We start from the raw sequence: 12280 nt of genomic DNA, 5'->3' as shown, positions 1-12280 counted from the left end.
GGGTCGCGCCGGGCGAACGGAACCCGGTGTTGCGATCCGTCTGTGGCATCCGGGGCAGACGGCGGCGCTCAGCGCCTTTACGCCACCGCAAATTCTGGCGAGCGATCTTGCCGGCCTTGCGCTCGATCTCGCCCATTGGGGTGTTCAAGATCCCTCTTCTCTTGCCTTTCTGGATATGCCCCCCGAAGCCGCACTGAAAGAATCGGTGGCGCTTCTCAAAAATCTGGGCGCGCTCGACAAAGGCGGAGCGCTGACGCAGCGCGGCCATCTGGTGCGCGGCCTTTCATTGCCGCCACGGCTGGCGGCCATGGTGATTGCGGCGGCAAGCGAAGGCCCGGGGAAAAAGGCGGCGATGCTCGCCGTCATGCTGACGGAACAGGGGCTCGGCGGAAACGATATCGATCTCGATGAACGGCTGCGGCGCTTTCTCTCCGACAGGAGCGAAAGGGCGCAGGCGGCGCGCAAGCTGGCATCGAGGCTGTTCGACGCGATCGGCGACAAAACGGCGACAGCCGAGTTGCCGAGCGAGGCCGGTCCATTGCTGCTGCATGCCTATCCGGACAGGATCGCGCTTCAGCGCGGCGCGCGGGGACGTTATGTGATGGCCAATGGGCGTGGCGCAGAGCTTGCCGAGACAGAACGGCTGGCGGCGAGCAAAATGCTGGTGGTTGCCGATATTACCGGGCGAGCGGCCCAGCCGCGTATCCTTGCGGCGGCAGGCATAGAGAGGAGCGATATAGAAGAGCGGATGCCGCATCTCATCGTTCAGCAGGACCAGCTGCTTTTCGACAAGGCGAGCGGCCAGGCGCGCGCGCGAAAGGTGACGCGGCTTGGCGCCATCATACTCGATGAGACACCCCTGCCCCGTCCCGAGGGCGAACAGGCGGCACAGGCAGTCGCCAATGGCGTTCGGGAATTCGGCATCGGCATTCTTCCATTTTCGAAAGAGACGCTGCAGTTGCGCGACAGGATCGGCTTTCTGAACGCCAGTATCGGGGAGCCGTGGCCGGATGTCAGCGACGAGGCATTGCTCTCCAAGCTGGACGAATGGTTCGTCCCTTTTCAGAACGGTGCGCGCAGCCTACAGGACATCCGGCCCGGCAGCCTCTCCGAAGGGATACTGTCTCTGGTACCGCATGAGGTAGCGCGCGATCTCGCCAAGTTGGCGCCGACGCATTTCGAAGCACCGACGGGACAGCGGCATCCCATTCGTTACGACGCCAGCGAACCGACGCTTTCCATTCGCGTGCAGGAACTTTTTGGGCTGAGAGCCCACCCGTCCATTGCGCAGGGGCGGTTGCCGCTGCTCCTGGAATTGACCTCCCCGGCACACAGGCCGATACAGACGACACGCGATCTTCCCGGTTTCTGGGCGGGATCCTGGAAGGATGTGAGGGCGGATATGCGCGGGCGTTATCCACGCCATCCATGGCCGGAAGACCCGGCATCGGCCTTGCCGACAAGCCGTGCAAAACCGCGCGGGACGTGATGATGATGAAGAGGGCAAAGGAGATGACGGTGGCTGGGCATTCTATCGAAACCACGAGGCTCGGCCGCGCCAGCCGCAGGATAAGGCTGCAGACCATCGTCTGGCTGCGCTGGCTGGCGGTTGCGGGACAGACGGCAACGATCCTGCTTGTCGCCTTCGGGCTCAATTTCCCCCTGCCGCTTCTGGCCTGCGGCCTTCTGATCGCGGCACTCGCTCTTGCAAATCTGTTTCTCACCGCCCGCTTTCCCTCCACCTATCGGCTGGAGCCCTGGGAAGCGACATTGCTGCTGGCTTTCGACCTGCTGCAATTGACGGCGCTCATTTACATCACCGGCGGACTTTCCAATCCTTTCGCGCCGCTGATCTGCGTGCAGGTCATCATCGCCTTTGCCTCCCAGCCGCTGCGGCATTCGCTCATTCTCCTCGGCTTTGCCGTCATCTGCTCGACCGCGATCGCCTTTTCGCCCTTTCCGGTTCCGTGGTATCCCGGCGAGGTTTTGCCGATCCAGCTTCTGCTGCATGTCGGCACCTGGGTCGCGATCATCGCCACAACCTCGTTTGCGGCCTTTTACGCCTATCGCGTTTCGCATGAGGCAAACCAGCTGGCAGATGCTCTGGCTGCAACCGAGTTGGTGCTGGAGCGGGAAAAACATCTCTCGCAGCTGGATGGGCTCGCGGCGGCAGCGGCGCATGAACTTGGCACGCCGCTCGCGACCATCAGTGTCGTCGCGAAGGAGATGGAGCGGGAACTCGGAAACGACGAAAAATTCGGCGAAGATATAGCCCTGCTGCGCAGCCAGAGCGAAAGATGCCGTGACATTCTGCGCCGCCTCACCTCGCTTTCCGCCGACAATGAGGAGCACATGCGCCGCCTGCCGCTCTCCTCGCTGATCGAGGAAGTGATGGCGCCGCACCGGGAATTCGGCATCCGCCTCGAACTCGTTGAAAAGAACAATCGCGCCGACGAGCCGGTCGGTATCCGCAATGCCGGCATCATCTACGGTCTTGGCAACCTCATTGAAAACGGCGTGGATTATGCGCGGGAAAAGGTGACCGTGACGGTGGACTACGACCAGCAGAACGTCGCCGTCATCATTGAAGACGATGGGCCGGGTTATGCCCATGACGTGCTTGCCCGTATCGGCGAGCCCTATGTGACCGAACGTCACAATGACACACGGGCGGGCGGGCTCGGGCTCGGGCTTTTCATCGCCAAGACCCTGCTGGAGCGCTCCGGCGCCACCGTGACCTTTGAAAATCGCGGCACGAGCGGAACCGGAGCACGGGTCACAATCGTCTGGCCTCGGGCGCTTATGGACGATAAAAGAAGCCGTTGACTTTACCATCCACGTTGAAGCGGCGATAAGAAGAAGAAAACCAAGCCGACGAAGTTGCCGGAAGGCCGGAAACATGAAGACAGAAGACCAGAACAACTCCACCAGCGTGCCAACGGACGACATTGACCCGATCGGACCCGACAGATCGCTGCTGATCGTCGATGATGACGGTCCGTTTCTGCGCCGGCTTGCCCGTGCGATGGAAACACGCGGCTTTACCGTCGACACCGCCGAGACAGTGAGCGATGGCATTGCCCGCTCCAGGGCTGCGCCGCCGAAATATGCGGTTGTCGATCTGAGGCTTGCGGACGGCAACGGTCTGGAAGTCATCGAGGCCATCAGGCAGAACCGGGACGATACGCAGATCGTCGTTCTGACCGGCTACGGTAATATCGCAACCGCCGTTACCGCCGTGAAGCTTGGAGCGCTGGACTATCTGGCCAAGCCCGCCGATGCGGACGATGTGTTCAATGCGCTGACGCAGCGCAAGGGCGAAAAGACCGAAGTTCCCGAAAACCCGATGTCGGCAGACCGGGTTCGGTGGGAGCATATTCAGCGTGTCTATGAAATGTGCGAGCGCAACGTTTCGGAAACCGCCCGCCGGCTGAACATGCACCGGCGAACGCTGCAGCGCATTCTCGCCAAACGCGCGCCCAAATAACCGAAGTCATTCTCCGAAGCTGCGCCCGGTCGTCCATTCCGCCAGCATCAGCCGGGTCGCAGCGGTTCGCGAGAAATCCAGCATCACCGACTTGCGGGTCGCCGGCGGCAATTTATGCTCCGGCGCATCGCGCAGCATATGGGCGCCATATCCATCCGACAGGATCAGCCCGCATTCCTCCGGGAATATGTCGGTCGGCACTTCAGGATGGGTGGCGAAGAACAGCCGGTCGCAATGCAGGCGGTATTCCGGCCATTTGCGATCGACACGGAAATCCTCGATGGAGGATTTGATTTCGATGATCCAGATTTCACCCTTGACCGACAGGCTGATGAGATCGGCCCGCCGCCCGCTAGCAAGCGGCAGTTCGGGCAGCACCGAATGGCGCATTTCATGCAGAAGCACCTGAACGCCGCGGCGCACCAGCATCGCCTTGTCCGACTGGCGACCGTCTATTAACGGATTATTGTTGGTAACGGAAAGAATAGTCATGGATAAAGGCTGCTGAAGCGTTTGGCCTATTGTTGCAAAAAGGCAATCAACCGGCAATTTTAAATGCCCGACCGTTTCGCGGCGGCGCAACGGCTTGCCAAGAGCGGCTGAATGGAAAATAACCGATTTATCCAATTAAGCCTACTCTTTCGCACAATTTGGCGAATTTTCCGCGAGAACGACATGCGCATCCGTACCCCATTGACCGCACTCGGTCTGACGGCAGCACTGGCTCTGGCCGGCTGCGCCGAAACTACCTCCCAATCCTCCGCTCCGACCTCCGGCAAGATCGCAGCGTCTGTACCGGTTGCTGACCCCGTTCCGGCAAAGGTCGAAACCGTCCAGATCTTCAACGATGTCTACGGTCCCGTAACCGATGCGGGCTATGCGCTGCCGGCCATTCCGATCAATCGTGTGAATGAGAAGTACCGCCGTCAGATCGTCGAATTCCAGACATCCGAACGCGCCGGCACCATCATCGTCAATACGCGTGAGCGTTACCTCTATTACATCCTGTCCGGCAACCGCGCGGTTCGCTACGGCATCGGCGTCGGCAAGGCAGGTTTTGCCTGGGCCGGTGAGGCCTATGTCGCCTGGAAGCAGGAATGGCCGATGTGGCATCCGCCGAAAGAAATGGCGGACCGTAAGCCGGAAGTCGCCAAATATGTCGAGGCCGGCATGGGTCCGGGTCTTACCAACCCGCTCGGCGCGCGCGCCATGTATCTCTTCAATGAAAAGGGACAGGACACGCTGTTCCGCATCCATGGTTCGCCCGAATGGGCCTCGATCGGCACCGCCGCCTCTTCCGGCTGCATCCGCATGATCAACCAGGACGTCATCGACCTTTACAGCCGCGTTCGTCCCGGCCGCAGCACCAAGGTCATCGTGATCCAGTAAAGATCACATACCAGACAAGAAAAAGCCGCCGTGGATTTCCCCGGCGGCTTTTTTGTTTCTCAGGACGGCTGACGGCTTCAGGCCGCCTGTTTGGCCTTCAGTTCCAGACGGCGGCGGTGCAGAACCGGCTCGGTGTAGCCGTTCGGCTGTTCACGGCCCTTCAGCACCAGTTCGACAGCCGCCTGAAATGCGACCGATCCATCGAAATCGGGTGCCATCGGCAGATAGGCCGGATCGCCGGCATTCTGCGCATCGACCACGGCGGCCATGCGTTTCATGGTCTCGACGATCTGCCCCTCTGTCACCACGCCATGGCGCAGCCAGTTCGCCATGTGCTGCGCGGAGATGCGCAGCGTGGCGCGGTCCTCCATCAGCCCGATATTGTTGATATCCGGCACCTTCGAGCAACCAACGCCCTGATCGACCCAGCGCACGACGTATCCGAGAATGCCCTGCGCGTTGTTGTCGAGTTCGCGCTGGATTTCTTCCGGCGTCCAGTTGGGACGCGGCGCGACCGGCACCGACAGAATATCGGAAAGCTTCGCACGGCCGCGGCTTTTCAAACCTTCCTGAACGGCAGCGACATCGACCTTGTGATAATGCGTGGCATGCAGCGTCGCCGCCGTCGGCGACGGCACCCAGGCCGTATTGGCGCCGGCCTTCGGATGCGCGATCTTCTGCTCCAGCATCGCGGCCATCAAATCCGGCATCGCCCACATGCCCTTGCCGATCTGCGCATGGCCGGAAAGGCCGCATTCGAGGCCGATATCGACGTTCCAGTTCTCGTAAGCCGCGATCCATGCCGCCTGCTTCATGTCGCCCTTGCGGATCATCGGACCCGCCTCCATCGAGGTGTGGATTTCGTCGCCGGTGCGGTCGAGGAAGCCCGTATTGATGAAGACGACGCGATCCTTCGCAGCGCGAATGCTTTCCTTGAGGTTGACCGTGGTGCGGCGCTCCTCATCCATGATGCCCATTTTCATGGTGTTGGGCTCCATGCCGACAAGCTTTTCGACCCGGCTGAAGATTTCGTTGGCGAAGGCCACTTCCTCCGGCCCGTGCATCTTCGGCTTGACGACATACATGGAGCCGGCGCGGGAATTCTGACGCCGCCCGGACGGGCCGACATCGTAAAGGGCGATCAACGCCGTGACGACAGCGTCCATGATGCCTTCAGGGACCTCCCGACCATCCCTGTCGAGGATCGCCGGATTGGTCATCAGATGACCGACATTGCGCACCAGCATCAGGGACCGGCCGGGCAGTGTTAGCGCGGAACCACTGGGAGCGGTGTAATAACGATCAGGGTTGAGGCTGCGGGTGAAGATCTTTCCGCCCTTGGAGACTTCTTCGGTCAGGTCGCCGCGCATCAGGCCAAGCCAGTTGCCATAAACCAGCACCTTGTCTTCGGCATCGACGGAGGCAACCGAATCCTCGCAATCCATGATGGTCGTGAGCGCGGATTCGAGAATGACATCGGAGATTCCGGCCTTGTCGCCCTTGCCGATTTCGGTCGTGGCATCGATGACGATTTCGGTGTGCAGGCCATTCTTGCCGAGCAGGATCGTTGCAGGCTTTGCCGCTTCGCCGTTGAAACCCTTAAACTGGGCTGCATCCTTGAGGCCAGTCCTGGCGTCGCCGATAGCAAGCTGCAACAGGCCATCCTCGATCTTGAAACCGGTCACCTCGGACCAGCTTCCGATTTCCAGCGGAGCGGATTCATCGAGGAAGTTTCGCGCCCAGGCAATGACCTTTTCACCGCGCTTTGGATTATACCCCCTGCCCTTCTCCGCACCATCGGCGTCAGAAATAGCATCCGTGCCGTAAAGCGCATCGTAAAGCGAACCCCAGCGGGCATTGGCCGCATTCAGCGCATACCGCGCATTCATGACCGGAACGACGAGCTGCGGGCCGGCAACGGCGGCGATTTCAGGGTCGACATTGCTGGTTTCCACCTGGAAGCCGGGACCTTCCGGCAGCAGATAGCCGATTTCCTTCAGAAAGCCCTCATAGGCGTCAAAATCCGCCGGCGCGCCATTCTGCCGATACCAGCCATCCAGCTTTTCCTGCAGGGCGTCACGCTTTGCCAGCAATTCGCGGTTCTTTGGAGAAAGCTCGTGAGCAATGGTCGAAAAACCTTCGAAGAACGCCTCGCTATCCAGACCCGTGCCGGGCAGGACGTCGTCAGTCAAAAAGACATAAAGCCTGTCATCGATAGAAAGACCGAATTTATTCGTGCGGCTCACATGCGCCTCCTCTATTCTGGAGGCACAGATTGGACGCGGAGACGGCCGCTCGTCAATTGCGGCGGACAGCCAAATATTATTTCCGTTTTGGAAACAATGCGGGCGATAGTCGCCTTTTTCTACAAAAGCGCCTGCAAATCCTTGATGCGGTCATTCACCAGCCAGCCGTAATAATTTTCCTCCGGCAACAGGGGCTGCTCCCCGCCTGCGGCGCGCTGGCGGTTCTTCTGGGCAAGAGCAGCAGCACGCTGCTGCGACCCGCCGACATTATAAAGCGTGGACGTCACACCCGGATTTTTCGAAATATCCATGTCGGCAATAGATCTATAGTCGTCGATAGACTTGCGGATGGAAGCCGCCATGAAAGCGAGCGACCGGTCAGGGTCCATGATAGCGGTGTAGACGGCAGTGGCGTCGTTCTCATCCAGCTTCTCATAGCCGGAAGTTCTCGACACCATATCGGACAACATCAGCGCTGTGAGCGGGTTGATCTGGCCGAGGCCGAAGGTCTGGCCGGCATAGAAGGGCTGGAAAAACACGGCGCTGAAACGGTTGTTCGGGTAGGCGACACCATCAACCGTCTTGCCACGGAAACTGTCTTCCCAGACATCTTCCCGACAGTTCCAGAGGCTGTAGGAATCCCTCTTCGACTGGCATTTGGCGAATTGCGAATGGGTCAGGAACTGCGCGATGGTTTCGTCCTTGTAGCCGAAACGGAAGCTGTTGCCCGCATAAGAGGCGGCCTTGACGTAATAGGACTGCAGCCGGTCATAGGCGTCGACATTATAAGTATGTTCGCCGACGATCGCGCCAATCATATGGATCGGATCGATGCCGTAGCGCCCGGCAGTCGACTTGATCTTGGCGATCAGCGCCTTGTCAGAGGACAAAAGATCGATGACCTTCTGGTACTTGCGCTCGAAAGAGGTGTTGGACGCCTTTGTTCTTTTTGCGGAAGCGCCGGGAACGCCGGGCTGTTCGGCATTGCGATTGCCTGGCGGAACGACCGTCGCGGCTTCGACGTAAGAAGACGCGGTGACGGTGAACGTCAAAGCAGCGGCAAATGCCAGAAGAGTTTTGCGCACGAGCGAATGCCTTTTCTCAAGCCTGCGGCTTCCACCAGCGAAATACGCTGGGAAAACCGGATCATTCCACTAAAGCGGTTCCAACCGGAATGCAGCCCTTCCCATAAACAAAATGCGGGCTGAATGCGAGACAAGGCGGATAAAATAAAAGAGTGCGGCAAATATGGCCGCACTCTTCTTTCTTGGATCCCTGAAATCTTCAGAGAATATAGCGGGACAAATCCGTATCGGCGGCGAGATCGCCGACATGTTTGCGGACATATTCCTGATCGATCTTGACGGCGGAACCGCCGCGATCCGGCGCATTGAAGGAAATCTCGTCCAGAACGCGCTCCATCACCGTCTGCAGACGGCGCGCACCGATATTCTCGACCGACGAATTGAGATGAACCGCCACATCGGCCAGGGCATCGATTGCATCATCGGTGAAATCGAGGTCGAGTTCTTCCGTCGCCATCAGCGCCTTATACTGGCGGATGAGGCTTGCTTCCGTCTCCGTCAGGATGCGGCGGAAATCCTCCTTGGTCAGCGGCTTCAGTTCGACGCGGATCGGCAGACGGCCCTGAAGCTCCGGCAGGAGGTCCGAAGGCTTCGCAACATGGAAGGCGCCCGATGCAATGAAGAGGACGTGATCGGTTTTCACCGGCCCGTATTTCGTCGAAACCGTCGTGCCTTCGACAAGCGGCAGGAGATCGCGCTGCACGCCTTCGCGCGAGACGCCGGCACCCATGCCGCCATCGCGGGCGGCGATCTTGTCGATTTCGTCGAGGAAGACGATGCCGTCATTTTCGACCGATTTCACCGCCTCGCGCTGGATCATTTCATTGTCGAGCAGCTTGTCGGATTCATCGCGGATCAGATCGGCATAGGATTTCGATACCGTGGTGCGCACCTTCTTGGTGCGTCCGCCCATGGCTTTGCCGAACATTTCCGACAGGTTGAGAACGCCGATATTGGCGCCCGGCATGCCGGGAATTTCGAAACCGGGCATGCCCGAGCCGCTATCCGCCACTTCGATATCGATTTCCTTGTCGTCCAGTTCGCCGTCGCGCAGCTTCTTGCGGAAGCTTTCACGCGTGCCGGGCGATGCGGTTGCGCCAACCAGCGCATCGAGCACCCGCTCTTCGGCGCTTTGATGCGCCTTGGCCTGTACTTCGGCGCGCTTCTTTTCACGCACGAGGCCGATGCCGATCTCGACCAGATCGCGAATGATCTGTTCGACATCGCGGCCGACATAACCGACTTCGGTGAACTTGGTCGCCTCGACCTTGATGAAGGGCGCACCGGCCAGCTTCGCGAGGCGGCGGGAAATCTCCGTCTTGCCGACACCGGTCGGCCCGATCATGAGAATATTTTTCGGCATGACTTCATCGCGTAGGCTCTCATCGAGCTGCTGGCGGCGCCAGCGGTTGCGCAGCGCAATCGCGACCGCACGTTTGGCCTCATGCTGGCCGATGATGAAGCGGTCGAGTTCCGAGACAATTTCCCGGGGAGAAAAAGTGGTCATTCTATCCTCTCGGCTTTCCTGTTCCGGCCGGCCATTCCGGCCCGGCCCACAGGACCCTTGGGTGAGAAACTAGCTTATTCGGCGTCGAGGGTTTCGACGACGAGATTGTGGTTGGTATAAACGCAGATATCGGCGGCGATATCGAGCGACTGGCGCGCCACCTCTTCAGCCGATTTGTCCGTATCCATCATGGCGCGGGCAGCCGCAAAGGCGTAATTGCCGCCGGAACCGATGGCGATCGCGCCGTGCTCGGGCTCCAGCACATCGCCATTGCCGGTGATGGCGAGCGTGGTGGATTTATCGGCCACCAGCATCATGGCTTCGAGATTGCGCAGATATTTATCCGTGCGCCAGTCCTTCGCAAGTTCTACGGCTGCGCGCATGAGCTGGCCCGGATATTGCTCTAATTTCTTTTCAAGACGGTCAAGCAGCGTAAAAGCATCGGCCGTCGCGCCGGCAAAACCGGCAATCACTTCGCCCTTGCCGATGCGGCGAACCTTGCGGGCATTGCCCTTCATGACGGTCTGGCCAAGGCTTACCTGACCGTCGCCAGCCATGACGACCTTGCCGCCCTTCCTGACTGTAATAATTGTTGTCATCAAACACCTGTCTGCCCTGCCGGGCCTGCGGTTAACGGGCCGGGATGCGGCCCTTCTCGGGTTCTATGTAAGTTTGCTTTTCGCGATTGCAATCTTCGAGGCGACGCACCGTTTTGAGCATGTCAGGCAAGACGATGGAACAACTGGATATTTGTGTCCCGTGCTGATAAGGAACGGCAACATTTTCACGGAGCGGCCAAAATGGCAGAACGTAAAGGCGAGATTATCCGCAAGACCAACGAAACCTCGGTTTCGGTGCGCGTGGATATCGACGGCACCGGCAAATCGAAAATTTCCACCGGCGTGGGATTTTTCGACCATATGCTGGACCAGCTCAGCCGCCATTCGCTGATCGACATGGAGATCGAGGTAGAGGGCGACCTGCATATCGACGACCATCACACGGTGGAAGATACCGGAATCGCCATCGGCCAGGCGATTGCCAGGGCGTTGGGCGACCGGCGCGGCATTACCCGTTATGCCTCGCTCGATCTAGCCATGGACGAGACGATGACCAAGGCCGCCGTCGATATTTCCGGCCGGCCTTTCCTCGTCTGGAACGTCAATTTTTCCGCGCCGAAGATCGGCACCTTCGACACGGAACTGGTGCGCGAGTTCTTCCAGGCGCTGGCGCAGAATGCCGGCATCACATTGCATATCCTGAACCATTACGGCGCGAACAACCATCATATCGCCGAAACATGCTTCAAGGCCGTTGCCCGCGTTCTTCGCACGGCAACCGAGATCGACCCCCGGCAGGCAGGCCGCGTTCCCTCCACGAAGGGCATGCTGGCCTGACGCCAAAGCTGTCAGGAAGCCCATGACAAGCTATCTCGTTCTGGAAGCCCCCAACGGGCCGGACAGGGACCACAAGACGACCCGCTTCATCGCAGACCGTTTCGTCTGGCTGGCTCTTATTGCGCCCTGGCTATGGCTTGCGATCAACCGGCTGTGGCTGGCAACGGCGGTGGTTGTGATCGCCCTCCTTCTGGCCGGGCAGGTGTCGATATTAGCCGGATTCGAACCGGTTGGCATTCTCTGCGGTTTTGCCATCGGGCTCATCACGGCGCTGGAGGGACGCGATTTTCTCGTCCGACACCTGATCCGCAAAGGCTGGACGCTGACATCCGTCGTTTCCGCCCCTGATCTTTCGAGCGCCGAAGACATATATTTCTCCGGTCTCTCCGAAAACACCGAGAGGGCGGAACGGCTGTCCCAGCCGGTCTGGACCCCTTCGCCGCAAAAGAGCGGCGACAAAAACTTCGTCAACGATCCCGCCGGATCGTTTCTTTTCGACTTGAATGGAAGGCGCTGACATGCGTGTCGCGATCATCGACTACGGTTCGGGCAACCTGCGTTCGGCCACAAAAGCTTTCGAGCGCGCCGCCCGCGAAGCCGGCATCAATGCAACCATCGACCTGACCGACAAGCCGGATCATGTCGCCTCGGCGGATCGCATCGTTCTGCCGGGCGTCGGCGCCTATGCGGATTGCCGTGCCGGCCTCGATGCCGTTCCCGGCATGCATGACGCACTCATCGAAGCCGTAGAGAAAAAGGCCCATCCGTTCCTTGGTATCTGCGTCGGCATGCAGCTCATGTCCTCGCGCGGGCTGGAAAAAACTGTCAGCACCGGGCTCGGCTGGATCGAAGGCGATGTCGTGGAAATGACGCCGTCCGATCCGGGCCTGAAGATTCCGCAGATCGGCTGGAACACGCTGGAAATTCGCCACGCCCACCCTCTTTTCGACGGCATCAAGACCGGCACGGACGGGTTGCACGCCTATTTCGTGCATTCCTATCATCTGGCCGCCAAGCACTCGACGGATGTCATCGCCACCACCAATTACGGTGGCGCGATGACGGCTTTCGTCGGCCGCGACAATATGGCGGGCGCGCAGTTCCATCCGGAAAAAAGCCAGACGCTCGGCCTTGCCCTGATTTCCAATTTCCTGCGCTGGAAGCCCTGA

The 12280-nt window shown here is 59.7% G+C and carries 12 protein-coding genes (1 of these 12 cut by a window edge); 7 read left to right on the top strand and 5 right to left on the bottom strand.

The genetic code is table 11. From position 1 onward, the window contains the following. From hrpB to FGF54_RS13615, 3 genes are all read left to right on the top strand, one after another. On the top strand, positions 1-1489 hold the 3' portion of the coding sequence (gene hrpB, locus FGF54_RS13625) for an ATP-dependent helicase HrpB (RefSeq protein ID WP_142779944.1). It extends 998 nt beyond the left edge of the window; 1489 of the gene's 2487 nt are visible here — the last part of the coding sequence; its start codon lies off the left edge, out of view; its stop codon occupies positions 1487-1489. Positions 1490-1518: 29 nt separating this feature from the next. Next, on the top strand, positions 1519-2826 hold the full coding sequence (gene actS / locus FGF54_RS13620) for a two-component system sensor histidine kinase ActS (protein WP_080857121.1): 1308 nt from the start codon (positions 1519-1521) through the stop codon (positions 2824-2826). A gap of 73 nt (positions 2827-2899) precedes the next feature. Continuing rightward, complete coding sequence (locus FGF54_RS13615) at positions 2900-3487, top strand: ActR/PrrA/RegA family redox response regulator transcription factor (protein WP_142779943.1); 588 nt, start codon at positions 2900-2902, stop codon at positions 3485-3487. Positions 3488-3493: 6 nt separating this feature from the next. Here FGF54_RS13615 and FGF54_RS13610 read toward each other — a convergent pair whose 3' ends face one another. After that, a complete protein-coding gene (locus FGF54_RS13610) occupies positions 3494-3979 on the bottom strand; it encodes an MmcB family DNA repair protein (protein ID WP_004444350.1) in 486 nt (161 codons plus the stop codon). A 183-nt stretch (positions 3980-4162) separates the two neighbouring features. On the opposite strand from FGF54_RS13610, the gene FGF54_RS13605 reads away from it, so the two are divergent. Further along, entirely contained in the window at positions 4163-4876 is a 714-nt protein-coding gene (locus FGF54_RS13605) for a L,D-transpeptidase (protein WP_003521204.1), read from the top strand. Positions 4877-4953: 77 nt separating this feature from the next. Here FGF54_RS13605 and FGF54_RS13600 read toward each other — a convergent pair whose 3' ends face one another. The 4 genes from FGF54_RS13600 to hslV form a co-directional block, all read right to left on the bottom strand. Then, entirely contained in the window at positions 4954-7122 is a 2169-nt protein-coding gene (locus tag FGF54_RS13600; protein WP_142779942.1) for a malate synthase G, read from the bottom strand. 119 nt (positions 7123-7241) lie between these two features. Next, positions 7242-8207 carry a DUF1402 family protein gene (locus tag FGF54_RS13595; RefSeq protein WP_020808722.1) on the bottom strand — a complete coding sequence of 322 codons (966 nt, stop codon included), beginning with the start codon at positions 8205-8207 and terminating at the stop codon, positions 7242-7244. Positions 8208-8406: 199 nt separating this feature from the next. Beyond that, positions 8407-9714 carry an ATP-dependent protease ATPase subunit HslU gene (gene hslU, locus FGF54_RS13590; RefSeq protein ID WP_003521199.1) on the bottom strand — a complete coding sequence of 436 codons (1308 nt, stop codon included), beginning with the start codon at positions 9712-9714 and terminating at the stop codon, positions 8407-8409. Between the two features lie 74 nt (positions 9715-9788). Continuing rightward, positions 9789-10313: an ATP-dependent protease subunit HslV gene (gene hslV / locus FGF54_RS13585; RefSeq protein ID WP_003521197.1), complete on the bottom strand. Its 525-nt coding sequence runs from the start codon at positions 10311-10313 to the stop codon at positions 9789-9791. A gap of 201 nt (positions 10314-10514) precedes the next feature. Between hslV and hisB the strand changes: the two genes are divergently transcribed. From hisB to hisH, 3 genes are read left to right on the top strand one after another with little or no spacing between them, the layout of a single operon-like run. After that, positions 10515-11111 carry an imidazoleglycerol-phosphate dehydratase HisB gene (gene hisB / locus FGF54_RS13580; RefSeq protein WP_059759671.1) on the top strand — a complete coding sequence of 199 codons (597 nt, stop codon included), beginning with the start codon at positions 10515-10517 and terminating at the stop codon, positions 11109-11111. 22 nt (positions 11112-11133) lie between these two features. Next, positions 11134-11628 (top strand): DUF2628 domain-containing protein, encoded by a 495-nt coding sequence (locus FGF54_RS13575; protein ID WP_142779941.1) that lies wholly within the window; start codon positions 11134-11136, stop codon positions 11626-11628. A gap of 1 nt (position 11629) precedes the next feature. Next, the gene (gene hisH / locus FGF54_RS13570) at positions 11630-12280 is read left to right on the top strand and encodes an imidazole glycerol phosphate synthase subunit HisH (RefSeq protein WP_142779940.1); all 651 of its coding nucleotides are present in this window, start codon (positions 11630-11632) and stop codon (positions 12278-12280) included.

The organism is Agrobacterium sp. T29 (assembly GCF_006970545.1).
GTDB lineage: Bacteria > Pseudomonadota > Alphaproteobacteria > Rhizobiales > Rhizobiaceae > Agrobacterium > Agrobacterium leguminum.
Note: the sequence above shows the minus strand (reverse complement) of the source record. Positions and strands in the feature narration are given on the sequence as shown.